The 24,417-nt window shown below is 71.3% G+C and carries 24 protein-coding genes; 4 read left to right on the top strand and 20 right to left on the bottom strand.

What is annotated here, in order from left to right; genetic code table 11:
* The first annotated feature begins 17 nt into the window (after positions 1–17).
* A complete protein-coding gene (locus ACZ63I_RS29570; RefSeq protein ID WP_469342259.1) occupies positions 18–1,322 on the top strand; it encodes a cryptochrome/photolyase family protein in 1,305 nt (434 codons plus the stop codon).
* Between the two features lie 15 nt (positions 1,323–1,337).
* On the opposite strand, the gene ACZ63I_RS29565 is transcribed toward ACZ63I_RS29570, so the two are convergent.
* The 5 genes from ACZ63I_RS29565 to ACZ63I_RS29545 are packed head-to-tail and all read right to left on the bottom strand — an operon-like array spanning position 1,338 to position 5,599.
* The gene (locus ACZ63I_RS29565; protein ID WP_469342257.1) at positions 1,338–2,141 is read right to left on the bottom strand and encodes a DUF1295 domain-containing protein; all 804 of its coding nucleotides are present in this window, start codon (positions 2,139–2,141) and stop codon (positions 1,338–1,340) included.
* Complete coding sequence (locus ACZ63I_RS29560; RefSeq protein ID WP_469342255.1) at positions 2,138–2,287, bottom strand: hypothetical protein; 150 nt, start codon at positions 2,285–2,287, stop codon at positions 2,138–2,140. The genes ACZ63I_RS29565 and ACZ63I_RS29560 overlap by 4 nt, the downstream gene beginning before the upstream one ends.
* Positions 2,284–3,576 carry a class I SAM-dependent methyltransferase gene (locus ACZ63I_RS29555; protein ID WP_469342254.1) on the bottom strand — a complete coding sequence of 431 codons (1,293 nt, stop codon included), beginning with the start codon at positions 3,574–3,576 and terminating at the stop codon, positions 2,284–2,286. The genes ACZ63I_RS29560 and ACZ63I_RS29555 overlap by 4 nt, the downstream gene beginning before the upstream one ends.
* Positions 3,573–4,298 (bottom strand): DUF1365 domain-containing protein, encoded by a 726-nt coding sequence (locus ACZ63I_RS29550; RefSeq protein ID WP_469342252.1) that lies wholly within the window; start codon positions 4,296–4,298, stop codon positions 3,573–3,575. Before ACZ63I_RS29550 ends, ACZ63I_RS29555 begins: the two co-directional genes overlap by 4 nt.
* Positions 4,299–4,321: 23 nt before the next feature.
* Positions 4,322–5,599, bottom strand: a complete 1,278-nt coding sequence (locus ACZ63I_RS29545) for an NAD(P)/FAD-dependent oxidoreductase (RefSeq protein WP_469342250.1) — start codon at positions 5,597–5,599, stop codon at positions 4,322–4,324.
* A gap of 171 nt (positions 5,600–5,770) precedes the next feature.
* Between ACZ63I_RS29545 and ACZ63I_RS29540 the strand changes: the two genes are divergently transcribed.
* Both ACZ63I_RS29540 and ACZ63I_RS29535 read left to right on the top strand, forming a co-directional pair.
* Positions 5,771–7,399 carry a molybdopterin-dependent oxidoreductase gene (locus tag ACZ63I_RS29540; protein ID WP_469342438.1) on the top strand — a complete coding sequence of 543 codons (1,629 nt, stop codon included), beginning with the start codon at positions 5,771–5,773 and terminating at the stop codon, positions 7,397–7,399.
* 112 nt (positions 7,400–7,511) lie between these two features.
* Entirely contained in the window at positions 7,512–8,174 is a 663-nt protein-coding gene (locus ACZ63I_RS29535; protein ID WP_469342249.1) for a fasciclin domain-containing protein, read from the top strand.
* Between the two features lie 133 nt (positions 8,175–8,307).
* Here ACZ63I_RS29535 and ACZ63I_RS29530 read toward each other — a convergent pair whose 3' ends face one another.
* The 13 genes from ACZ63I_RS29530 to ACZ63I_RS29470 form a co-directional block, all read right to left on the bottom strand.
* Complete coding sequence (locus ACZ63I_RS29530) at positions 8,308–8,946, bottom strand: TetR/AcrR family transcriptional regulator (RefSeq protein ID WP_469342248.1); 639 nt, start codon at positions 8,944–8,946, stop codon at positions 8,308–8,310.
* Between the two features lie 158 nt (positions 8,947–9,104).
* Complete coding sequence (locus tag ACZ63I_RS29525) at positions 9,105–11,933, bottom strand: DEAD/DEAH box helicase (RefSeq protein ID WP_469342247.1); 2,829 nt, start codon at positions 11,931–11,933, stop codon at positions 9,105–9,107.
* A 45-nt stretch (positions 11,934–11,978) separates the two neighbouring features.
* Complete coding sequence (locus tag ACZ63I_RS29520) at positions 11,979–12,926, bottom strand: diacylglycerol kinase (protein WP_469342245.1); 948 nt, start codon at positions 12,924–12,926, stop codon at positions 11,979–11,981.
* A 50-nt stretch (positions 12,927–12,976) separates the two neighbouring features.
* The gene (gene tatC, locus ACZ63I_RS29515; protein ID WP_469342244.1) at positions 12,977–13,942 is read right to left on the bottom strand and encodes a twin-arginine translocase subunit TatC; all 966 of its coding nucleotides are present in this window, start codon (positions 13,940–13,942) and stop codon (positions 12,977–12,979) included.
* 59 nt (positions 13,943–14,001) lie between these two features.
* Entirely contained in the window at positions 14,002–14,292 is a 291-nt protein-coding gene (gene tatA / locus ACZ63I_RS29510) for a Sec-independent protein translocase subunit TatA (RefSeq protein ID WP_469342243.1), read from the bottom strand.
* Positions 14,293–14,569: 277 nt separating this feature from the next.
* Positions 14,570–14,767, bottom strand: coding sequence for a hypothetical protein (locus ACZ63I_RS29505; protein ID WP_469342241.1), 198 nt, complete (start codon positions 14,765–14,767; stop codon positions 14,570–14,572).
* 35 nt (positions 14,768–14,802) lie between these two features.
* Positions 14,803–15,075, bottom strand: coding sequence for a hypothetical protein (locus ACZ63I_RS29500; RefSeq protein WP_469342240.1), 273 nt, complete (start codon positions 15,073–15,075; stop codon positions 14,803–14,805).
* A 41-nt stretch (positions 15,076–15,116) separates the two neighbouring features.
* On the bottom strand, positions 15,117–16,073 hold the full coding sequence (locus tag ACZ63I_RS29495) for a helix-turn-helix transcriptional regulator (protein ID WP_469342239.1): 957 nt from the start codon (positions 16,071–16,073) through the stop codon (positions 15,117–15,119).
* A 15-nt stretch (positions 16,074–16,088) separates the two neighbouring features.
* Positions 16,089–17,045 carry a helix-turn-helix transcriptional regulator gene (locus tag ACZ63I_RS29490; protein ID WP_469342238.1) on the bottom strand — a complete coding sequence of 319 codons (957 nt, stop codon included), beginning with the start codon at positions 17,043–17,045 and terminating at the stop codon, positions 16,089–16,091.
* Between the two features lie 124 nt (positions 17,046–17,169).
* On the bottom strand, positions 17,170–17,541 hold the full coding sequence (locus ACZ63I_RS29485) for an FKBP-type peptidyl-prolyl cis-trans isomerase (protein ID WP_469342237.1): 372 nt from the start codon (positions 17,539–17,541) through the stop codon (positions 17,170–17,172).
* 43 nt (positions 17,542–17,584) lie between these two features.
* A complete protein-coding gene (locus ACZ63I_RS29480) occupies positions 17,585–18,613 on the bottom strand; it encodes an FKBP-type peptidyl-prolyl cis-trans isomerase (protein WP_469342235.1) in 1,029 nt (342 codons plus the stop codon).
* A gap of 160 nt (positions 18,614–18,773) precedes the next feature.
* A complete protein-coding gene (gene pafA, locus ACZ63I_RS29475) occupies positions 18,774–20,135 on the bottom strand; it encodes a Pup--protein ligase (protein ID WP_041991391.1) in 1,362 nt (453 codons plus the stop codon).
* A gap of 9 nt (positions 20,136–20,144) precedes the next feature.
* Positions 20,145–21,407 carry an MFS transporter gene (locus tag ACZ63I_RS29470; protein ID WP_469342234.1) on the bottom strand — a complete coding sequence of 421 codons (1,263 nt, stop codon included), beginning with the start codon at positions 21,405–21,407 and terminating at the stop codon, positions 20,145–20,147.
* 126 nt (positions 21,408–21,533) lie between these two features.
* Here ACZ63I_RS29470 and ACZ63I_RS29465 point away from each other — a divergent pair, with 126 nt between their 5' ends.
* Positions 21,534–22,547: a LacI family DNA-binding transcriptional regulator gene (locus ACZ63I_RS29465; protein WP_469342232.1), complete on the top strand. Its 1,014-nt coding sequence runs from the start codon at positions 21,534–21,536 to the stop codon at positions 22,545–22,547.
* An 84-nt stretch (positions 22,548–22,631) separates the two neighbouring features.
* Here the strand turns inward: ACZ63I_RS29465 and prcA are convergent, their stop codons facing one another.
* Both prcA and prcB read right to left on the bottom strand, forming a co-directional pair.
* Complete coding sequence (gene prcA / locus ACZ63I_RS29460) at positions 22,632–23,453, bottom strand: proteasome subunit alpha (RefSeq protein WP_469342231.1); 822 nt, start codon at positions 23,451–23,453, stop codon at positions 22,632–22,634.
* A gap of 52 nt (positions 23,454–23,505) precedes the next feature.
* The gene (gene prcB / locus ACZ63I_RS29455; RefSeq protein WP_469342229.1) at positions 23,506–24,351 is read right to left on the bottom strand and encodes a proteasome subunit beta; all 846 of its coding nucleotides are present in this window, start codon (positions 24,349–24,351) and stop codon (positions 23,506–23,508) included.
* Positions 24,352–24,417: the final 66 nt, after the last annotated feature.

Here is a 24,417-nt window from a genome sequence, read left to right as displayed (position 1 = left end):
ACCGTGAGGACAGCTACATGAGTGTTGCGGTGGTGCTCTTCACCTCCGACCTGCGGGTGCACGACCAGCCGGTGCTGCGCGCCGCCCTGCGCGGCGCCGACGAGGTCGTACCGCTGTTCGTCCTCGATCCGGGGGTGCGCGCCGCGGGCTTCGACGCGCCGAACCGGCGCGCCTTCCTGGCCGACTGCCTGGCGTCCCTGGACGAAGGGCTGCGGGAGAGAGGCGGTCGGTTGATCATCCGTTCGGGTGAAATCATCGACGCGGTCTGCCGGGTGGTGCGCGAGAGCGGCGCCCGGCAGGTCCATGTCGCGGCCGGGGTCAGCCGGTACGCGACGCGCAGGGAGGAGCGGTTGCGCGACGCGCTGGCAGAGGCCGGCTGCGCGCTGGACGTGCATGACGCGGTGGTCACGGCCGTACCGCCGGGGGACATCACCCCGGCGGGCGGCCGTGACCACTTCGCCGTCTTCACGCCGTACTTCCGGCGCTGGCAGGCGACCGGTCTGCGCGCGGTGATGCCGGCGCCGAAGGCGGTACGGGTCCCCGCGCTCGCCAGCGATCCGCTGCCGAAGCGGGCGGACGTGTCCGGCGTGTCCCCGGGTCTCGCGGACGGCGGTGAGGCGGTGGGCAGGGAGCGGCTGGCGGCCTGGCTGCGCGCGGGCATCGAGTCGTACGAGGACCGGCACGACGATCTGGCGGGTGACGCCACCTCCCGGCTCTCGCCGTTCCTGCACTTCGGCTGCCTGTCGGCCGTGGAGCTGGTGCACCGGGCCCGCCGCAAGGGCGACGCGGGCGCCGAGGCGTTCGTACGGCAGCTCGCCTGGCGGGACTTCCACCACCAGGTGCTCGCCGCGCGTCCCGAGTCCGCCTGGACGGACTACCGCGGCCACGACGACCACTGGCGCGACGACAGCGCGGACATCGCCGCCTGGCGGGCGGGCCGTACCGGATATCCGCTGGTCGACGCGGCGATGCGGCAGTTGGCGCACGAGGGGTGGATGCACAACCGGGGCCGGCTGCTGGTGGCGAGCTTCCTCACCAAGACGCTCTACGTGGACTGGCGCGTCGGCGCCCGGCACTTCCTGGACCTGCTGGTCGACGGGGATCTCGCCAACAACCAGCTCAACTGGCAGTGGGCGGCGGGTACCGGCACCGACACCCGCCCCAACCGGGTGCTGAACCCGCTCACCCAGGCCAAGCGCTTCGACCGGGACGGCGCGTACGTACGGCGCTGGCTGGGCGCCGAAGCGGCGGAACCCGCACCGGTCGTGGACCTCGGTGAGGGCCGCGACCGGTTCCTGCGGGGCCGTGGCCGGCAGCTCTGACCACGGCCGCGACTCCTACGACCTGCGCGGTGGCAGCGGGAAGAAGCCGCTGGTGCGGGCGGTGTACTCGGCGAATCCAGGACGGTCCGCCATATGCCGCTCCAGCAGCCGCTTCCCGCTGCCCCTGGTCAGCAGATAGCTCATCACCAGCGGGCTGACCACGGTCGCGGCGGCGACCACCGGGTCGTCGCAGACGATCAGGAACAGCCCCCACCAGACGCAGAAGTCGCCGAAGTAGTTGGGATGCCGGGTCCAGCTCCACAGCCCCCGGTCCATCACCCGGCCCTTGTTGGCCGGATCCGCCTTGAAGCGGGCCAACTGCCGGTCGCCGACCGCCTCGAAGACGAGGCCGACCAGCCACAGCGCCCAGCCGACGTAGGCGACGGGCCCCACCGGGCCCGGGATGTACATCGCGGCCTGCACGGGCAGCGAGACCAGCAGCACCAGCGCGCCCTGGAACAGGTAGATCATCCGCAGCGCGTAGAGGTTCCGGTTGCCGGGTGCCTTGTCGAGCATCTTCGCGTACCGGGCGTCCTCGCCGTGGCCGTGGCCGCGCGCCGCGATATGGACGGCGAGCCGCAGTCCCCACACCGCTGTCAGGACCGTCACCAGCAGCCGCCGTACCTCGTCGCCCTCGCCCGCCGACAGGGCGTACGAGACGACGGCGACCGCGGCGAACGCGGCGCCCCAGGCGATGTCCACGACGCGGTGCAGCCCCTTGGCGGCGCCGATCGCGAAGGTCACGAGCATGACGGCGAGCGCGGTGGCCGCGCAGACCCCGACCCCCGCGCCGAACGCGCCCCACGGGTAGCCGTTCATCGCACCTCACCCGGCCGGTACCAGCCGCGCGCCAGGCCCGGTTCGTTCGGCTGCCGGACCAGTCCGCGCAGCCGGCCGCCGAAGAGCTGTTCGGCGAGGGGGAAGAGCCGCTGTGCGGCGCCGTCGTACGGGGCGGGGCGCGTCATCGGGGCTGGGCCTCCTTGGTGAGCATCATCTGGCGCACGTCGAGATAGCCGGAGCGGAAGCCCGCTTCGGAGTAGGCGAGGTAGAAGGTCCACATCCGGCGGAACGTCGCGTCGAAGCCGAGCGCTTCGATCTGCGGGGTGCGCGCGTCGAACTCCTCGCGCCACAGCCGCAGTGTCTCGGCGTAGTGCGGTCCGAAGCCGTCGCTGTCGGCGACGCGCAGCGCCGTGTGCCGCTCGGTGATCTGCTCGATCGCCTCGGTCGACGGGAGCAGACCGCCGGGGAAGATGTACTTCTGGATCCAGGTGAAGGTGTCCTTCGACGCGAGCATCCGGTCGTGCGGCATGGTGATCGCCTGGAGCGAGATCCGCCCGCCGGGTGCCAGCAGCCGGTCCAGGGTCGTGAAGTAGTCGGGCCAGAACTCGGCGCCGACGGCCTCGATCATCTCGACGCTGACGACGGCGTCGAAGGTGCCTTCCACCAGCCGGTAGTCGCTCAGCAGGACCGTGACCGCCTCGCTGAACCCGGCGGCGGCGATGCGCTGCTGGGCCAGTTCCCGCTGTTCGCGGGAGAGCGTCACGGTGGTCACGGTCGCGCCGCGCGCCGCCGCGCGGATGGCGAGTTCGCCCCAGCCGGTGCCGATCTCCAGCAGCCGGGTGCCCGCGCCGACACCGGCCTCGTCGAGGAGCCGGTCGATCTTGCGGTGCTGGGCAGCGGCCAGCAGCGCCCGGTCGGCGGGGAAGCCGCGGAAGAGCGCCGACGAGTACGACAGCGTCTCGTCGAGGAAGAGCGCGAACAGATCGTTGGACAGGTCGTAGTGGTGGCTGATGTTGTCCCGCGAGCCCTCGGGGGTGTTGCGCTGCGCCGCCGGCTGGCGCGGCGCCCAGGCGGCGCGCAGGGTTTGCAGCGGGGCCGGTACGAGCGAGGCGGCGTGGTCGGCGAGTACGGTCAGCAGGCCGACCAGGTCGTCGGCCTCCCACTCCCCCGCCATGTACGACTCGCCGAAGCCGATCAGACCGTCGGCGCCGATCCGCCGGAAGAACGCGCGCGGTTCGTGCACCACCATCAGCGGGCCGCCGAGTCCGAGCGTCTCGGCGCCACCGGGATTGCGCGCCGCACTGAGCCGTACGCGCAGCGGCAGCCTGCCGAGCGCGTACCGGACGACCCGCTCGGCGATCGCCGTACGCAGCCAGGAGGCCCGCGGCAGCCGGGCCACATCGGGCCAGCGTGCCGCGTCGACGGCTGCGGACCTGGTCTTGCGGGCTACCGACGACTGGATTGACGTGCTCACTTCGTGCCTTCCTGGGTCCTGGGACGGGGTTGCACGGGCAGTCCGCGCAGATAGAGCCGGATGCCGTGCAGACGGATACCGGCGGAGACGACGGCGGTGGACCACGGATGGCGCAGCGCCATCCGCAACAGGGTCCGGGACGTGGCGGGACGGCGCTCGCCGCGTACGGTCGCGGTGAACGGGGTGCTGCCGGGCCGCTCCAGCCGGACCCGCAGGCCGAGCCGCCGGTCCGGCTCGGGCAGCCGCATGTCGTACGCGCCGTCCACGGGGAAGAACGGCGACACGTAGAACTCCTTGTCCACCCGCGAGCGGCCGGCGCCGTCGGGGCGCAGCAGATACGCGTGGCGCCCGCCGTAGGTGTTGTGCACCTCGGCGACGGTGCACAGCGGTGTGCCGTCGGCGCCGCGGCACCAGTACAGGGTCAGCGGGTTGAAGACGTACCCGAACACCCGGGCGTGGCTGAGCATCGTCACGCTGCCGCCCGCCAGGTCGATGCCGCGCGGGGCGAGGAACGCCTCAAGTCCCTTACGGATCGTGGGTGCCGTGCCGTCGAAGTGGTCGCGGGGGTCGAAGCGGGCGAGCGGGCGCAGCGGCCGGGGCAGCGCGGGGGGCCGGTCGGGGTCGGTCAGCCACATGTAGGTGCGGAAGCCGAAGGCGTAGCGGCGCGGCGCGGTGCGCACATGGGTGATCAGGCAGGTGTAGACGGCGGGGACCTCGCTCACGACGCCACCCCCGGCGCTGCCGCTCACCACGCCACTCCCAGCGCGGCCGCCGCCTCGACGCCCGAGCGGCAGCCGTCCTCGTGGAATCCCCAGCCGTGGTAGGCCCCGGCGTAGGCGGTGACGGGGCCGCTCAGGGCGGGCAGCAGCCGCTGCGCGGCGACCGACTCGGGTGTGTAGACGGGGTGTTCGTACGTCATACGGGCGATGACCCGGTCCTCGTCGACGCGGCCCGCGCCGTTCAGTGTCACCACGTACGTGTCGGGGCCTTCGAGCCGCTGGAGCCGGTTCATGTCGTAGCTGACCTGTACGGCGTCGGCGCCCGCCGTGCAGGACGGCATGACGTAGTTCCAGGAGGCGCGGGCCCGCGCCGCGCGGGGCAGGACGCTCGTGTCGGTGTGCAGCCGGGTCGGGTTGCGGGAGTAGCGGAAGGCGCCGAGCACGCGCCGCTCCGCTTCGGTGGGGTCGGCGAGCAGCCGCAGCGCCTGGTCGGGGTGGACGGCGATGACCACGGAGTCGTAGTGGGCGGTGCCGCCGTCCTCGGAGACGATGTCGACACCGCTTCCGGTGCGGCGCACGGCCCGCACCGGGGTGGCGGTGTGCACGGCGGCGAGCTGCTTGCCGACGCGCTCCACGTACGCGCGCGAGCCGCCGCTGACGGTGCGCCAGACCGGTGAGCCGCTGATCGCGAGCATGCCGTGGTGGGCGAGGAAGCGGAACAGGTAGCGGGCCGGGTAGCGCAGGGCCGTCGTGGGGTCGCAGGACCAGACCGCTGAGACGACCGGGGTCAGGAAGTGCGCCGTGAAGTACGGCGAGAAGCGCCCGGCGGCGACGAACTCGCCGAGTGTCTGCTCGGTGCCGGGCGCGCCTTCGGGCACGGCGAGCAGGGCGCGGGCGCGCCGGTGGAAGACCGGGACCTCGGCCAGCATCCGCAGGTAGCGGGGGCGCAGCGCGTTGCGCGGCTGGGCGAGCAGACCGCCGGGGCCGCGCGCGCCTGCGTACTCCAGGCCGCAGCCCTCGCACCGCACCGACATGCTCATCTCCGACTCCTGCGTGGCAACGCCGAGTTCCCCGAAGAGCCGGAGCAGAAAGGGATACGTGCGGGTGTTGTGCACGATGAAACCGGAATCGACGCGGTGCACCCCGCCGTCCGCCGACGGTATGTCATGGGTGTGGGCGTGGCCGCCGAGCCGGTCGTCCGACTCGTACAGCGCCACCTCGTGCGAGTTCCGGAGTACGTAGGCGGCCGTGAGGCCCGCCACTCCGCCGCCCACCACGGCCGTACGCCGACGCTCACCGCTCATGTCGCTCCGCTCCTCGGATTCCGCTGGGTGCACGTCCCTCACACACGGCCGCGCACAGTGCATTCGAGGCCGGAGGGCCGCGGGATTGGTTTTTGCGGCGATCTTTCTTGATACAGCGACAACCTCAATTCCTTCGGGTGAATGACCAATCCGCCGTGGTTCTCGCACCGAATGGCCGACGTGAGCGAAGATCGGAAAGTCCTTACAGCAGTGCGGGTAGGTCTGGCGGGGTTGAGCGGCCTGCTGGCCGGCCTCGCCGCGCTGTGCGTGGCCGAGCTCGTCTCCGCGGCCGTCAGGCCCGAGTCGAGCCCGGTGACGGCGGTCGGCGGAGCGGTCATCGACCGCACGCCGCCCGAGTTGAAGGACTTCGCCGTACGGCACTTCGGCACGAACGACAAGCTCGTCCTGCAGCTCGGCATCCTGGTCCTCCTGGCGCTCTTCGCCATGGTGATCGGAGTGGTCGCGCTGCGGTGGCGGCGGGTCGGTTCGGCCCTGGTTCTGGTCTTCGGTGTGGTCGGGGCGGTAGCGGCGGTGGGGCGGCCTGACGGCCACACACTCGACGCGCTGCCCTCGGCCGTCGGTGGCGTGCTGGCCTGCGGAGTGCTGTATCTGCTGGCCGGCCGGCTGGCCGCCCGTCCCGCCCCGGTTCCCGCTTCCGGCGTGTCGGAAGGGCCGTTCGCGGTCGCCGGGGCGGGCGGGACGGCAGGCACCTTCGACCGGCGCGGCTTCGTGATCGCCGCGACGGCCGCCGTGGCGGCGTCGGCGGGAGCGGGCGTCGCGGGACGCCGGCTCAACGCGACGGGGGCCGCCGAGGCCGCCGCCTCACGTCAGGACATCGTGCTGCCCCGCCCGGCCTCACCGGCGCGCCCGGTACCGGCGGGCGCCGAGCTGGGAGTGAAGGGGCTCAGCCCCTTCACCACGCCCAGCAAGGACTTCTACCGGGTGGACACGGCGCTCGTCGTGCCACGGGTGGACGCGGGGAGCTGGCGGCTGCGAATCCACGGCAAGGGCGTCCGCAAGCCGCTCACCGTGACCTACCAGGATCTGCTGCGCCGGGAGCTGATCGAACGGGACATCACCCTGACCTGCGTGTCCAACCAGGTCGGCGGCCCGTACGTGGGCAACGCCCGCTGGATCGGGGTGCGGCTGGCCGATCTGCTGCGCGAGGCGGGGGTGACACCGCCGTCCCAGGGCGGCCCCGCCGACCAGTTGGTGGCCCGTTCGGTGGACGGCATGACGATCGGCTCACCCGTCGACACGGTCATGGACGGCCGCGACGCGATGCTGGCGCTCGGCATGAACGGGGAGCCGCTGCCCTTCGACCACGGCTTCCCGGTCCGGATGCTGGTGCCGGGTCTGTACGGCTACGTCTCGGCCTGCAAGTGGATCGAGGACCTCGAACTCACCACGTTCGACGACTACGACCCGTACTGGGTCAAGCGCACCTGGTCCAAGCGGGCCCCGATCAAGACCGAGTCCCGCATCGACACCCCCCGGCCGTTCGCGAGCCCCAAGGCGGGCAAGGTGCCCGTCGCGGGCGTGGCGTGGGCGCAGCACCGGGGGATCGCCAAGGTCGAGGTACGGGTCGACGGCGGCGGCTGGCACGAGGCGCGACTGGCCGCCGAGGACAGCAACGACACCTGGCGGCAGTGGATATGGGAGTGGCCGGCCCCTTCGGGGAGCCACACCCTCGAAGTCCGCGCCACCGACAGGGACGGCTACACGCAGACGGACAAGCGCGTCGGGACCGTACCGAACGGCGCGACCGGCTGGCATTCGGTGGTGGTCGCCGTGACCTGAGCCCGCCGGCCCCTCTCCTCGGCTCTCCGGCCGAACTCCCCCTGAAAGACCCCGCACCACATCCCAGACCACATCCCGCACCACCATGCGAATCACCTTCAAGGAGAACCCCATGATCGCCACTCGCCTCCACCGTGCCGCCCTCGCCGTCGTCGGCGCCGTCGTCCTGCCGCTCGCCCTCAGCGCCTGCTCCAGCGACGACAAGAGCGACTCAGGCACCGACAGCAAGGCGTCGGCCGCCGCCGAGGCGTCGAAGCCCGCTTCGGACATGCCGAGCGACGGCATGGACAACATGGCGGGCAAGCCCTTCGGCCCGGCGTGTGCCTCGGTGCCCACGAGCGGCGCCGGCAGCTTCGACGGCATGGCGCAGGACCCGGTGGCGACGGCCGCCTCCAACAATCCCGACCTGTCCACGCTGGTCACGGCGGTGAAGAAGGCCGGTCTCGTCGACACCCTCAACAGCGCCCAGAACATCACGGTGTTCGCGCCGACCAACGAGGCGTTCGCGAAGATCCCGAAGGCCGACCTGGACAAGGTGCTCGCCGACAAGGCGACGCTCACCAAGATCCTGACGTACCACGTCGTGGGCCAGAAGCTCACCACCAAGGACCTGGCGAGCGGCACGTACCCGACGCTGGAGAAGAGCACCCTGACGACGGCGGGCTCGGGCGACTCCTTCAAGGTCAACGACTCGGCGAGCATCGTCTGCGGCGACGTCCCCACCTCCAACGCGACGGTGAACATCATCGACACGGTGCTGATGCCGAAGATGTGACCGCAGAACCCACTCCGAGGCCGGCCAGGGCGACTCCGTCGCGTTGGCCGGCCTCGGCTGTCACCAGGAACTGCACCGCGGTCCGGGGCAGTACGCGCCGTTCGCCACCGGATCCCCGCGCGGTAGCGCCGGCTCAGGCCGACGTGGCCTGGACGCCGACGATGCGGAGCGCCGCGTCCGCCGTTGCCGTGGCGAAGGACTCGACCGGGCGGGCCGGGTCGGAGCGGCGGGCCAGGATGACGCTCTCGATCAGGCCGAAGACCAGGTCCGTACGGAGGGCGCGTTCGGCCCGGTCGAGGCGGGCGCCCGGTTCCGTCGCCGCCAGCAGGCTGCCGTAGGTGTCCTTCAGGTCGGCGCGGGTGCGGTGGAAGCCGGCGAAGCGCTCCGATCTGACCTCGGGCAGCAGGTAGAGGCCGCCCAGATTGTGCGGGCCGCCGCAGAGCAGTCGCACATCGGAGCGGCACAGCTCCCACAGCCGGGTCTCGGCCGGGCGGTCGTGCTCGGCCAGCAGTCCGCGGGCCAAGGTCAGTGACGGGGCCACCGTCGATTCCAGCAGCTCGGCCAGCAGGTCTTCCTTGCCGCCGAAGTAGTGGTACATCGTCGCCTGCCGCATACCGGCACGCTCGGCGACGGACCGGGTCGTCGTCGCCGCGTACCCGAGCGTCGTGAACAACTCGGCTGCGGCGCCGAGCAGTTCGTCGCGGGCGGACAGCCCGCTCTCCGGTCGCTGCGCCGCGCGCGGCCGTCCGACCCGCCGTCCCGTCGTGCCCATGCACCGATCGTCGCACAACGCGCGACGCCCCCGGATCTTGGCGGGTTTCCGCTGACATCACCCTCGCCGCGGTCGGCCCGCGGCTGCTCCGTACGACCGCCACCGCGCCGACGGGCAGCCACCCTGGACCTCTTCCGCGCGCCTGCCGCGCCGGGCGGTCAGCCGACCGAGCTGTACGCCACGACCCCGCGCCGTACCTCGTCGATCGCCTTGCGGGCGTTCTTCGCGACGGTGCTGTTCTCCCGGGGAGCGGCGGCGGCGATCTGGCCGAGCACGTCGATGACCTGCTTGCACCAGCGGACGAAGTCGCCCGCCGGCATCTCGGCCTCGCGCAGCACCTCGTCGAGACCGCGCCCCGACGCCCACATGTAGACCGCCCAGGCGAATCCGAGGTCGGGTTCGCGCTGGCCGACGCCCTCCGCCTGGTTGATCTTGAAGTCCTCCTCCAGATCGTCCAGCCGGCTCCAGATCCGCACCATGTCGTTCAGCGCGGCCTTCGCGTTGCCCGAGGGGACCTTGGGCGTCACCGCGTCGTCCGACTGCCGGGCCTCGTAGACCAGCGCCGACACGCAGGCCGCCAGCTCGGCGGGGCCGAGCCCCTCCCAGACGCCCTCGCGCAGACACTCGCTGGCGAGCAGGTCCAGCTCCCCGTAGAGCCTGGCCAGCCGCTTGCCGTGTTCCGTGACCTCGTTGCCGCGCAGATAGTCCAGCTCGGTGAGCAGCTTGACGATCCGGTCGAAGGTGCGGGCGATCGTGTTCGTCCTGCCCTCGATCCGGCGCTCCAACTGGCGTGTGTCCCGCTGCAGCCGGTAGTAGCGCTCGGCCCACCTGGCGTGGTCCTCCCGCTCGTCGCAGCCGTGGCAGGGGTGGGCGCGCAGGGCGGTGCGCAGCCGGGCGATCTCCCGGTCGTCCGCCGCCTCGGCCCGCTGCTTGCGGTGCCGCTCGGGCACGATGTGCCCGGCCTTCGTGCGCAGCGCGGACGCCAGGTCGCGGCGCGACTGCGGCGAGCGCGCGTTGAACGACTTGGGGACCCGCATCCGGTCCAGCGCCTCCACGGGCACCGGGAAGTCCATCGAGGCCAGCCGCTTGACCTGCCGCTCGGCGGTCAGGACCAGCGGCCGGGGCCCTTCCTGGTACTCCAGGCCGCGGTGCCCGTTGGAGCGCCCGGCCGGCACCCCGGGGTCGAGGACCAGCGCGAGCCCGGCGAACTTCCCCGTCGGTACGTGGATCACGTCGCCCGGCTTCAGCTTCTCCAGCGAGGCGGCGGCAGCGGCGCGCCGCTGGACGGCGCCCTGCTTCGCCAGCTCGTTCTCCCGGTCCTTCAGCTCGCGGCGCAGCCGCGCGTACTCCTCGAAGTCGCCGAGGTGGCAGGTCATGCCCTGGCGGTAGCCGTCGAGCCCTTCCTCGTTCTTCTGCACCTGCCGGGAGATCCCGACGACCGACTTGTCGGCCTGGAACTGGGCGAAGGAGGTCTCCAGCAGCTCTCGCGAGCGGTGCCTGCCGAACTGCTGGACCAGATTGACCGCCATGTTGTACGACGGGCGGAAGCTGGAGCGCAGCGGGTACGTTCGGGTCCCGGCGAGGCCGGCGAGGGCGCCCGGGTCCATCCCGCGCTGCCAGAGCACGACGGCATGGCCCTCGACGTCGATGCCGCGGCGGCCGGCCCGCCCGGTGAGCTGGGTGTACTCGCCGGGGGTGATGTCGGCGTGCTGCTCGCCGTTCCACTTGACGAGCTTCTCCAGGATCACGGTCCTGGCCGGCATGTTGATGCCGAGCGCCAGCGTCTCCGTGGCGAAGACGGCCTTGACCAGACCGCGCACGAACAGGTCTTCCACGACCTCCTTGAAGGTCGGCAGCATCCCGGCGTGGTGCGCCGCGATCCCGCGCTCCAGGCCCTCCAGCCATTCGTAGTAGCCGAGGACATGGAGATCCTCGCCGGGGATGGAGGCGGTGCGCTCCTCGACGATCTCGCGGACCTTGCGGCGCGCCTCGTCGTTGTTGAGCCGCAGGCCCGCGTACATGCACTGCTGGACGGCCGCCTCGCAGGCGGCCCTGCTGAAGATGAACGTGATCGCCGGGAGCAGCCCCTCGGCGTCGAGCCGCTCGATGACCTCGGGCCGGGACGGGGTCCAGATCCGGCTGCGCTGTCTGCGCTCGCGCTCCCGGTCGGCCTCGCGGACCATCTTGCCGCGCCGCCGGTCGCGCGGGTTGTACGTGCGCTGGTTCTCCATGCGGGCCATCCGGACCAGGTCCGGGTTGGTCTCGCGCTTGCCGACGCCGCGGCCGCCGTGGTCGGACTCCTCCTCGAAGAGGTCGTACATGCGGCGGCCCGCCATCACGTGCTGCCACAGCGGCACGGGGCGGTGCTCGGAGACGATGACCTCGGTGTCGCCCCGTACGGTGTCGAGCCAGTCGCCGAACTCCTCGGCGTTGGAGACCGTCGCGGAGAGCGAGACCAGCGTGACCGACTCGGGGAGGTGGATGATCACCTCTTCCCAGACGGCGCCGCGGAACCGGTCGGAGAGGTAGTGGACCTCGTCCATCACCACGTAGCCGAGCCCGGTGAGCGACTGCGAGCCCGCGTAGAGCATGTTCCGCAGGACCTCGGTGGTCATGACGACCACCGGCGCGTCGGAGTTGACGCTGTTGTCCCCGGTCAGCAGGCCGACCTTGTCGGCGCCGTAGCGCTTGGCCAGATCCGCGTACTTCTGGTTGGAGAGCGCCTTGATGGGCGTGGTGTAGAAACACTTGCGGCCCTCGGCCAGGGCCAGGTGGACGGCGAACTCGCCGACGATCGTCTTGCCCGAGCCGGTGGGCGCCGCGACCAGCACGCCCTTCCCTGACTCCAGGGCCTGGCACGCCTCGACCTGGAACGGGTCGAGGCCGAAGTCGTACATCTCCCGGAAGGAGGCGAGCGCCGTGGCCTGCTCGACGGCGCGGATCCGGGCAGCGGCGTACCGCTCGGCTGGTGAGAGGTCCTCAGTCATCTTGCTGTCGAGCCTACCCGCCAGGTATGACAGTCACCGCGATCTTTATTTCGACTTGGAGCGGCCGTCGGCGGGCCCGGCGAGGACGCGCACGGCGCCCGGCACGCAGGTGGCGGTGAGTGGCAGCGGGCCGAGCGGTTCGCCGTCGGCGTAGCCGGTGAACCCGTCGGCGGCGAGGCTGATCCGCGCGGTGCGGTGGACCGTGACGGCGGGGTGGCTCAGATGCGTCCCCCGGTAGACCTTCGGGAAGACCCTGAGCAGGGTGGTGCGGCTGCATCCGGCGACGACCGTCACGTCGAAGAGGCCGTCGTCCAGGACGGCGTCGGCGCAGATCCGCATCCCGCCGCCGTACGAGGTGCCGTTGCCGACGGCGACGAGCGTCGCCTCGATCCGCCGTTCGACGCCGTCGTCCAGGGTCATCCGGTACGGGACGGGCGCGAAGGCGGCCAGTTCGGCCACCATGGCGAGGTCGTACGTGAACCGGCCCGCGGGCAGCCGCATCCGGTTGCCCCGGTCGTTGACCCGGGAGTCGAAGCCGGAGGCGAGGACCGTACCGAACCACCTGCCGCCGCTCCCCAGGGTCCCGCCGCTCCCCCCGGTGACCCGGCCGAGGTCCACGTCGCGCGGGGTGCCGTTCTTGAGCGTGTCGGCGGCCAGCAGGGCGGCTGCCACCGGGTCGCGTACGGGCAGTCCGAGCGCGCGGGCGAAGTCGTTGCCGGTGCCGACGGCGATCACCCCGAGCGGGACCCGGGTGCCGGCGACCGCTTGCAGCGCGAGAGAGACCAGCCCGTCGCCGCCGACGGCTATCAGGGCGCCGGTGCCGCCGTCGACCGCTTCCCCGGCCCGGCGCAGCGCGTCGGGCGCGTCGGAGCCGAGGACGGTCCGTACGGAGAAGCCGGCGGCCCGGAGCGCGTCGGCGGCGGGCCGCACGGCACGCGCGCCCCTGCCGCGACCCGCTGTGGGGTTGACGAAGAGGGTGATCTCGCTGGTCACCCGGCGGACCCTACAAGACGGCGCGGCGGCCGACGAGAGCCGTTACGGGATCAGGTGACGTCGTCGTAGCCGTTGAGCCGGTTCGCCCGGCCGGCGTCCGTCTGCTCGGGCAGCGAGGGCGAGGCGGAGACGGGCTCTATGGCCGAGTCGACGTCTTCCGGCGTGAGGTCAAGATCGGACGCCTCGTCGTCGGCGGGCCCCGCCGCTGTGCGCAGCCGGCGGCGCCGGTCGTTGTACATCGAGACGAAGCAGGCCGCGAAGTACAGCACCCAGATCGGCGCGGACAGGGCGAGCATCGACAGCGGGTCGGTGCTCGGGGTCGCGATGGCGGCGAAGACGGTGATGCCGAAGATCATGGCCCGCCACCAGCTCAGCATCCGCCGGCCGGTGAGGATGCCCGCGAAGTTCAGCATGACGAGCAGCAGCGGCATCTCGAAGGAGAGGCCGAAGACGACGACCATGCGGGTCACGAGGTCGAGCAGGTCGTCCAGCGGCAGGAGGTTGTCCACACCGCCCGGCGAGAAGCCGAGCAGGACCTTGGCCGTGGTCGGCAGCACCTTGTAGGCGAAGAGGGCACCGCCGAGGAACAGCGGTACACCGGCGCCGACGAAGGAGAGCGTGTACTTCTTCTCGTTGCTGTGCAGGCCGGGCGCGAGGAACGCCCAGAGCTGGTAGAGCCAGACCGGCGACGCCAGCACCACACCCGCCGTCAGGGAGACCTTGAGGGCGAGGGTGAACGGCGCGAGGAGCCCGTTCAGGGTGATGTGGGCACACTGGGTGCCGTCCTTGGGCTGCTGCTGGGCCAGCGCGCTGAATTCCGTGGGGCAGCCGACCGACTGGAGCACCGGCTTCGTGAAGAAGTCGATTATGTCGTTGTAGAAGAAGGCGGCGACAAGCGTCACGACGACGATCGCCAGGAGGCCCTTCGCCATCCGGTTGCGCAGCTCACGCAAGTGCTCCACGAGGGGCATGCGCCCCTCGGGATCCCTCTCCTGCTTGCGGGCAGACTTGAGCAACCCACGTCCTCATCTCGTGCGGCGGACCACCGCTGACAGCGTCCGCTCCGGCCCTGGTCTCAGCGCTGAGTGGAGTCCGTCGGCTCGTTCACCGGACGGGCACTCGTCACGTCACCGGGCGCGGCCTTGATGGTACGGGGAGCCGCCTGGTCCTGGGCCGTCGGGTCGGTGGGCGGGTCGGCCGGGGCCGTCGCGGCGCCTTCCGACTTCATCGCCTTGGCCTCGCTCTTGAGGATGCGGGCCGACTTGCCGAGCGAACGCGCCATGTCGGGAAGCTTCTTCGCGCCGAACAGCAGCACGATCACGACGAGGATGAGAATGATCTCGGGGGCTCCGAGCCTTCCGAACATAACCGTTTACCTTCTCACCGAGGCTGCATGGGACGGGCCTGCACGATCGCGGCCGGGCATAGCTGCCCGACCGTGCCATGTGCAGCGATCGTAACGCCCAGGGGTGAACAAAAAGCAAGCCCCTGGCGGCACTCTCGCACTTCCGCATGCGGCCCGTGCCTCGCTACCTGGGCCACGCCGATCACCTTACCGCCCGAACTGGCGATGCAGGAGGGTGCGTCGGGTACGACCTGACCTGGCTCTGCGTCACGGCGGCGCGCCGCGTCGGGGCGCGCGGCTACCGCAGGGTCTCACCGGTGGCGGCGAGCCGGGTCGCCGCACGCTCCAGATCCTCCGAGGCGCGGTTGATCCGCTGCGTGGTGGCGGCGACCTGGCGGCCGAGCCGCTGGGTCTCCACGAAGACGCGTACGGCCAGCACCCCGAGCACGGCGATACCGCAGAACCCGAGGGCGATGGCGAGCATGGGCCAGAACATACGGGCAGCCTAGACGAGAGGTCCTGGGCCCTTTCTCAGTTGGCCCCTGAGCGGGAGTGCAGCCGCAGCGTCCGCACCCCGCCGCCGGTGAGGAGTTCGACGATGCGCTCGCCCGCGGGCTTGCGTACGGCGCTCTCGCACTCCGGGCAGGTGAAGGAGTAGAAGGTGGTGCGCCTGCTCGCGCCTATCGTCAGGCGCAGCGCCCCCGCCGACAGCTCGAAGCCGGCTCTGCAGTGCGGGCAGGCGGCCTTGAAGAGGACCGGGGTGACGGTCGAGAGTTCGTACGCCACACCGGACGCCTCAGACATTCCGACCATCCCAGATATTCCCGACATATCTCTGAGTCTTCCTACTCTTGGCCGTCGTAGGCGGCGAGCGCCTCGTGTGCCGCCAGCCGCGCGCTCTCGGCCAGGTCCTGCGGGGAGACGATCCGGCCGTCACCGCCGAGCCGCAGCGCGAGCCGCCGCAGGGAGGCGGGGGCCGGGGTACGCAACGTGATACGCAGCCCGCCGCCGGGAAGTTCATCCGCGCTGTCGTGCGGGTAGTACTCGGCCACCCAGCGACCGCCGGGGCCGACCTCGACGACCACCTCGGGATCGTCCGCCGACGGCTGCACCAGCCCCTCCGACAGATCGCGCAGCTCCAGCTCGGGCGGAGCCGCCGGTGCGTCGAGGAGCTTGATCTCGGCCACCCGGTCGAGCCGGAACGTCCGCCGGGCCTCGGACGTACGGCACCACGCCTCCATGTACGTGTGGCCCACGGCGAACAGCCGGATCGGGTCGACCTCCCGCTCGGTCAGCTCGTCCCTGGCCGGCGAGTAGTAGCGCAGCCACAGCCTGCGCCGCTCGGAGATCGCCCGGTCGACGTCGGCGAAGACGCCGCCCTCCGACTCGAAGGTCACCGACAGCCGGGAGCTGGCCCCCGCCGCCTCGCCGGCCGCCGCCTCCAGCTTGGCCGTGGCGCGCAGCAGCGCCTGCCGGTCGCTCTCCCGGAGGCCGGGCAGGGTGGCCACGGCGCGGGCGGCGACGAGCAGCGCCGTCGCCTCGTCGGCGGCGAGCCGCAGCGGCTCGGCGACATCGTCCGGGTTGTGCCACCAGATGCGGTCCCCGTCGGTGTCGATGTCCAGGAGGTCGCCGCCCCGGAAGCTCGTCCCGCACATGGGCAACACGTCGAGGTCGGAGATCAGCTCGTCCTCGGTGATGCCGAACGCCCGCGCGACATCGCTGACATGGGCGCCGGGGCGCTCCCGCAGATACGTCACGAGCGACAGCATCCGCCGGGTCTGGTCGATGGCATTGGCAGCCATGGTGGTCGCCTCCCCTCAGCCCTTGGCCACGGCGCGCAGCCGCTCCACGACGTCGGCCCGCAGGTCTGCGGGCTCCAGCACGACAGCGTCCGGGCCGAACTCCACCAGCCAGGCGTCGAGGCCGTGCCCGTACGGGATCTCCAGCTCGTCCCAGCCGTCGCCCAGCTCACGCGACGACAGCGCCTTGGCGCGCAGCGGATAGCCGCTGCCTGAGCGCAGTTTGATCAGGGCGGAGCGGGTCGCGGTCTCCCCCGCCCAGCTCTCCACGGTCTCCCGTACGGTCACCACGTCGGGCACCGGCGCCGAGAATTCGGCCGCCCTGGAGCGGATCCGGCCGGTGATGCGGGACAGCCGGAAGACCCGCTCGGCCCCGCGCTCCCGGTCCCAGCCGGCCAAGTACCAGTGGCCGCGCCAGCACTCCAGCGTCCAGGGCTCGACCTGGCGCTGCTCGGGGCGCGCCGCGTTGGCCTTGCGGTAGTCGAAGACGACGGGCCTGCGGTCGCGGCAGGCCAGCATCAGCGGTTCGAAGGCCGCCTCGTGGACGGGGATACGGGGTTCGAGCGCGCTGTGGTGGGCCTCGTAGCTGTCCTCGGCCTCCGGCATCCCCGCGGCCCGCAGCTTCTGCAGCGCGCCGCTGGCGGCGCCGGCGAGCCGCGCCTGCTGCCAGACCTTCGCCGCCAGGCCGAGCGCCGCTGCCTCCTCGGCGTCCAGGGTGATGGCGGGCAGCCGGTTGCTGTCGCGCCGGGCCACGTAGCCCGTGTCGCCGTCCAGGTTCTCCACGGTCTCGATGACCAGGCCCAGTTCGCGCAGATCGTCCTTGTCCCGCTCGAACATGCGGTTGAAGGAGTCGTCGGACCCTGCCTCCAGATAGGCCTCGATGGAGCCGCGCAGTTCGCGCTTGCTGAGCGGCCGCCTGGTCCCGAGCAGACACAGCGCCAGATTCATCAACCGCTCGGCCTTGGCAATGGCCATCGAAGCCCTTTCTGGTGGTACTTCCGACCGTTGACCGTACCGTCCCGGGGTGTGCCCGCAAAAGCCGAGGGCCCATGCCTGACAGCATGGGCCCCAGGTGGACACGACAGATGTCCGGATGTGATCAGACGGCGACCAGATCGCAGACGAAGATCAGCGTCTCGCCGGGCGCGATGGCACCCGGCGCGCCGCGGTCCCCGTACGCGAGGTGCGCGGGAATCGTCAACTGGCGGCGACCGCCGACCTTCATGCCCTGGACGCCCTGGTCCCAGCCGGCGATGACCTGTCCCCCGCCGAGGTTGAACTTGAGCGGGGTGCCGCGGTTCCACGACGAGTCGAACTCCTCGCCGGTGGAGAAGGCCACACCCACGTAGTGGACGGAGACAGTGTCGCCCGCCTTGGCCTCCTGGCCGTCACCCTCCCAGAGATCCTTGATCTCCAGGTCGGCGGGCGGCTCGCCACCCGGGAAGTCGACCTCGGGCTTTTCGTTGCTCACTGAACTGCTCCTCGAAATGATGAACGGGACAACCGGGACAGTGTTACACCGCCGCCAGGATCTCGACGACGAACACCAGAGTCGAGTTGGCGGGGATGGTGTCGCCCTGCGCCTGGTCCTTGTACCCCAGCGCCGGCGGGATCACCAGCAGCACCCGGCTGCCGACCTTCTTGCCGATGAGTCCCTTGTCCCAGCCCTCGATGACCTGCTTGGTGCCGATGGTCGTCGCGAACGGCGCCCCGGTCTTCCAGGAGTCGTCGAACAGCGTGGCCGCGGGCTTGCCCTCGTTGGGCTTCCAGGTGGCGCCGCTGTACTGCATGTAGACGCTCTGGCCACTCTTGACCGCGGCGCCCTTGCCCTCCACGATCGTCTTGCTGACCAGGGCCGACGGCGGGTTGTTCTTCGGCACGGAGATCGTCGCCGCCACGCCCTTGCCCGCCTTGACCTGCGGCAGGTCCTTCGGGATCGACGACTGGGTGCCCTCGGCCTGGGTGGGGATCACCTTTTCGAGGTCCAGCACGAACACCAGGGTGTCGGTGCCGCTGACCCCGAGCTGCTGGCTGCCCTGCGGGCCGAAGCCGGCGTTCGGCGGGGCCACGACCAGCACCCTGCTGCCGAGCTTCTGGCCGACCACACCGTCCGAGAACGCCGGGATGACGTTCTGCGCGCCGGCCGGGATGACCTGCGGGGCCGCCCCCTTGTCGTACGAGCTGCCGAGGTCCTTGCCGCCCTTCCACACCTTGACGGTGAAGTCGGCCATCACGAGGTCGCCCTTCTTGACCTCGGCGCCACCGCCCTTGGAGACCGTGTGCACCACGAACTTGTCACTCGGGTTGCCCTTGGGCAGGGTGATGGTCGCCTTCTTGCCCGTGGCCCCCGCGACGGTCGGCATCGGATCAGCCGTGTCGACGGGCTTGGGAACCGCCGGCGGCGACGCGGGGGCGGAAGGACCGGCCGAGGGAGACGCGGATTTGGACGCGGCGGAGTCGTCCTTCTTGGAGTCCCCACCACCTCCACAGGCGGTCAGCGCCAGGGCCGGCACGATCAGCAGGGCTGCAAGACGGCGTCGCACAGAGGGTCCTCGGGGGTGTAGGGGGATGTCCGTGCCGCCACTCTACGACCCTGCGCCGATCGCTCAGGTGTACGGCGTGCGCACGGGCCCCGTACGGCGTTCGTACGGGGCCCGTGCGTATCCGGCCGAAACCCGGCCAAAATCCGGCCGGGGAGATCGGTCACATACCGGCGATCAGCTTCTCCACCCGGTCGTCGACCGACCGGAACGGGTCCTTGCAGAGCACCGTGCGCTGCGCCTGGTCGTTGAGCTTGAGATGGACCCAGTCGACGGTGAAGTCCCGCCGCTGCTCCTGGGCCCTGCGGATGAAGTCGCCGCGCAGCCGCGCCCTGGTGGTCTGCGGGGGCACCGACTTGCCTTCGAAGATCTTCAGATCGTTGCAGATCCGGGCCGCCTGGCCCTTCTTCTCCAGCAGGTAGTACAGCCCGCGGCGGCGGTGGATGTCGTGGTAGGCGAGGTCTATCTGGGCGACCCGGGGATGCGACATGGTCATGTTGTGCTTGGCCCGGTAGCGCTCGATGAGCTGGTACTTCATGACCCAGTCGATCTCGGTGCTGATCCGGTCGAGGTCCTCGGCCTCGATCGCGTCGAGCGTGCGGCCCCACAGCTCCAGGACCTGCTCGACGGTGCCGGTGCGGATGCCGCGGCGGTCGACGAAGTCGACGGCCTTCTCGTAGTACTCCCGCTGCACCTCGATGGCCGACGCCTCGCGGCCGCTCGCCAGCCGGACCTTGCGCTGGCCCGTGATGTCGTGGCTGACCTCGCGGATGGCCCGGATCGGGTTCTCCAGGGTGAGGTCACGCATCACGGTGCCCGCCTCGATCATGCGCAGCACGAGGTCGGTGGCACCGACCTTCAGCAGCATGGTCGTCTCGGACATGTTCGAGTCGCCGACGATCACATGCAGCCGCCGGTAGCGCTCGGCGTCCGCGTGCGGTTCGTCGCGGGTGTTGATGATCGGACGGGAGCGGGTCGTCGCCGAGCTGACGCCCTCCCAGATGTGCTCGGCGCGCTGGCTGACGCAGTAGACGGCGCCCCGCGGAGTCTGCAGCACCTTCCCGGCGCCGCAGAGCAACTGCCTGGTGACGAGGAACGGGATGAGGATGTCCGCGAGCCGGGAGAACTCTCCGTGGCGGGCGACGAGATAGTTCTCGTGGCAGCCGTAGGAGTTTCCCGCCGAGTCGGTGTTGTTCTTGAAGAGATAGACGTCGCCGGCGATTCCCTCCTCGTGCAGGCGGCGTTCGGCGTCGACGAGCAGACCTTCGAGAATGCGCTCACCGGCCTTGTCGTGTGTGACCAGCTCGGTCACGTTGTCGCATTCCGGTGTGGCGTATTCCGGATGCGAACCCACGTCGAGATAGAGGCGGGCGCCGTTCCGCAGGAAGACATTGCTGCTGCGGCCCCATGAGACAACACGGCGGAAGAGGTAGCGCGCCACTTCGTCAGGTGACAGTCGGCGCTGTCCCCTGAACGTGCACGTGACGCCGTACTCGTTCTCCAGCCCGAAAATGCGGCGGTCCATGTCTGAACATTACGCCTGATGGCCTGAGCTGAAACCGGGTTCGGCCGCCCCGCTTCGATCATTTTCGGTTCCGGCCGTGGCATTCGAAGTACGGCCGGGAGCTGCGAGGACCCGCCGGGTGGTGATCAGTACGAGCAGGGCGGCGACGCCGCCGGCCCCCGCGACGGCGAAGCTGGCCGTCGTACCGCCCGCGTCGACGGCGGGTCCCGCGGCGGCCGTGCCCAGTGCGGCGCCCACCCCGAAGGTCGTCACGAGCCAGGAGAACGCCTCCGTGACGGTGCCGCGCGGGGCGTGCCGGTCGACGACGATGAACGCGCAGGCGATGGCGGGCGCGAGGAAGATCCCGGCGATCACGCAGAGCCCGGTCATCGCCACCACGCCGGGGGTGAGGGTCAGCGGCAGATAGCCCAGCGCGAGCAGCGCGACGATCGTCCGCAGCCGCTGCTCGGGCGCGCCGGTCCACTGCCGCGAGCCGTACACCACCCCGCCCAGCAGCGCCCCGAGTCCGAGGGCGGCCATCAGCCAGCCGTAGACCGACTCCCGGCCCTGGTCGTCGGCGTACGCGACGCCGGCGACCGTGATGGAGCCCAGGGCGACGCCGACGAAGAGGAAGGCGGCGAGCAGCGCGAGCAGACCGGGTGAGCGCAGCGCGCCCAGCCAGTGGGCCTCGCGCGGCGCCGAGCGCCACGCGCGTGAGGGCGCGGACACCACGACGGAGAGCGCGCCGAGCACCCCGGTCGCGTTGATGACCAGCAGCGCGACGCCCGGGGACCAGAGGGCGACCAGCAGGGTGACGAGCAGCGGTCCGACCGTGAACATCACTTCCTGGGCCACCGCGTCCATGGCGTAGGCCCGGTGCACCCGGTCCTCCTTGCCGAGGACGCTGGGCCACAGGGCCCGCAGCCCGCCTTCGAGCGGCGGGGTGCACAGGCCGGCCACCACGACGGCCAGGTAGGCGAGGAGCGGCGGGTCGGTGCCGACGGCCACGAGCAGCACCGCCCCGAGCGCGGAGAGCACCGCCGCGGGCAGTTGGACGCGCGGCTGGCCGTAGAGGTCCACGGCGCGGCCGAGCAGCGGCTGTCCGACGGCGTTGGCGATGCCGTACACGGCGGCCAGCGCGCCGGCCAGGCTGTAGCCGCCGCCCTCGGCCCGTACGAGCAGCACGACGGCGATCGGGGCCGTGGCGTTGGGCAGCCGGCCCACCAGCGTGCCCGCCAGCAGCCGGGCCGCGTGCGGGGTTTTGAGCAGGTCCTTGTATCCGGTGGCTCCCACAGCCCGCTCCGCCCCTCTCCCCCGGTGCGCCGCTTTCACCCGACGGCCGGAGTGTTACGTATAACGTCAGGGGTCATACGTACCATGTGCGCAGCACGCGGGTCCAGCGCCAGGGAGGCGGCAGTCATGAACGAGCAGGCCGCCAGGCCCACCAGCAGGGACGTGGCGCGGGCCGCCGGCGTCTCGCAGGCCACGGTCTCGCTGGTGCTGGGCGAGAAGTGGCGGGGCAGGGTCTCCGAGCGGACCGCGCTGCTGGTCAGGGACAGCGCGCGGGAGCTGGGCTACCGGCCCAATCTCGCGGCCCGCAATCTGCGGCTCGGCAGGACCAGGACGGCGCTGCTGGTCGTGCCGGCGCTCACCAACGAGTTCTTCGCCCGGGTGTACACGGGGGCCGCCGCCGTCGCCGCCGAACACGAATTCGGTGTCGTGCTCTACCCGTCGCCCGACGGCATCGGCCCGGCCAGGGACCCGTTCGCCTCGGCGCGCGCCGCGCTGGACGGGGTCATCGCCTCGTCGATGGCGGCCGAGGCACTGGCCACCATCCGGGGCGCCGACCTCCCGCTGGTGATGCTGGACAGCGATCCGGAGCGGCCGGGCGCCGCCGCCCGGGTGAATCTCGACATGGCGGACGGGATGCGGCAGGTGACGGAGCATCTGCTGGCCCTCGGCCACCGGCGGTTCGTCCATCTCGCCGCAGCCGTGGACTCCTGGACCTTCGACGTGCGCGCTCGGGCCATCGCCGAGGCGCTGGGCACGGCGGGCGCCGTCGTACGCACCGTCAGCTCGGCCCTGGAGGTGGGCGCGGCGCGCGAGGCCGCCGCGCACGCCCTGACGGGACCGGGGCCCCGGCCGACGGCCCTGGTCTGCGACGACGACATCCTGGCGGCCGGGGCCTGCAAGGCCGTGCGGCGACTCGGCCTGCGGGTGCCGGAGGACGTGTCCGTGACGGGCTTCGACGATCTGACGCTGGCCGGCGCCGTGGAGCCGGAGCTGACCACCGTGCGGCTGCCCGCCGAACAGGTCGGCGAGCGGGGCATGTCGGCGCTCCTGGCGGTCCTGGACGGCCGGGAGCCGGCCGGGGGCGATCTGCCGGTCACCCTGGTCGTCCGGGGATCGACAGCGCCCCCGCAGGGCGTCTGACGCACCGTCCGGCGCCGGGTACGGCTGTGCCCCGGGCCGCACGGGGCGGACCGGGGCACGGAGCACCGCTGAGCGGGGCTCAGGTCATTCGTCGGAGCCGTCCTGCTTCTTCTCGGCATCCGGCAGCGACTTCGGGCCTGACGTGTCGTCCGTGGCCGAGCCGTCCTCGTCGTCCGACGGGGCGTCGGTCGGGGTCGAGGCGGCGCCGTCCGCCTCCAGCAGCCGGGCGAGCTGCCGGCCGACGATCCGCTTGAACTTGCGCTTCTGCGGTCGCGTACGGTCCAGGACCGCCACTTCGAGCCGCTCGGCGGGGATCTCGCGCTCGCCGCCGTTGGTGTCACGCGACAGCGCCTGTACGGCGAGGCTCAGCGCCTCGGCGAGCGTCATCGCCTCGCGGTGCCGCTGGTCCAGATAGGTGCTGATCTGCTCGGAGCTGCCGCCGACCGCGACCGAGCCGTGCTCGTCCACGATCGATCCGTCGTGCGGCAGCCGGTAGATCTGGTCGCCGTCCGGTGTGGCGCCCACCTCGGCGACGACCAGCTCGACCTCGTACGGCTTCTCGCCGGCGCTGGAGAAGATCGTGCCCAGCGTCTGCGCGTACACGTTGGCGAGGCCGCGGGCCGTCACATCGTCGCGGTCGTAGGTGTATCCGCGCAGATCCGCGTAGCGCACACCGCCGATGCGCAGGTTCTCGTACTCGTTGTACTTGCCGGCCGCGGCGAAGCCGATCCGGTCGTAGATCTCGCTGAACTTGTGCAGGGCTCGGGACGGGTTCTCGCCGACGAACACGATGCCGTCGGCGTACTGCAGCACAACCAGGCTGCGACCGCGGGCGATGCCCTTCCGGGCGTATTCCGCCCGGTCGGCCATGGCCTGCTGGGGTGAGACATAGAACGGCGTCGACACCGGCTATCCGTCCCTTTCAGTCAGTGGCAGATGGGTTCGGGAGAGGGGACGGTCAGAGCAGCGCGGCGCGCGGGCCGTCCGGCTGCTGGAGCCGGCGCTCAAGGATCGTCCGGGCGATCTCGGCGGACTCCGTGTCGTCCAGCCGCCGGAAGCCGTCCTCCGTGATGACGGTGACGATCGGATAGATCCGGCGGGCCACGTCGGGGCCGCCGGTGGCCGAGTCGTCGTCGGCGGCGTCGTAGAGCGCCTGGATGACCAGTGTCGTCGCCTCCTGCTCCGTCAGCTCGTCGTGGTAGAGCTTCTTCATCGCGCCACGGGCGAAGATCGAGCCGGAGCCTGTCGAGGCGTAACCGTTCTCCTCGGAGCGGCCGCCCGTCACGTCGTACGAGAAGATGCGGCCCTTGTCGCGGTCCACGTCGTACCCCGCGAAGAGCGGGACGACGGCCAGGCCCTGCATGGCCATGGCCAGGTTGGAACGGATCATCGTGGAGAGCCGGTTGGCCTTGCCCTCCAGGGAGAGCGTCGCGCCTTCGACCTTCTCGAAGTGCTCCAGCTCCAGTTGGAAGAGCTTCACCATCTCCACGGCGAGTCCTGCGGTGCCGGCGATCCCCACGGCCGAGTACTCGTCGGCGGGGAAGACCTTCTCGATGTCGCGCTGGGCGATCATGTTGCCCATGGTGGCCCGCCGGTCACCGGCCAGCACCACACCGCCGGGGAAGGTCACGGCCACGATCGTCGTGCCGTGCGGCGCCTCGACGGCGCCCTGCAGCGGCGGCAGCGAACGGTTGCCGGGGAGCATGTCGGGCGACTGGTCCGACAGGAAATCCATGAACGACGACGAGCCGGGCGTCAGGAAGGCCGCCGGCAGACGCCCGGTGCTCCGAGGATTGGCTTCCACACGTTTCCTTCCGGATTGGCTGCGGCCCGCCGCTGGGGCCGGGCCGATCTTTCGAACTGTGCACGG

Source organism: Streptomyces sp. NPDC087906 (genome assembly GCF_055584925.1).
Note: the sequence above shows the minus strand (reverse complement) of the source record. Positions and strands in the feature narration are given on the sequence as shown.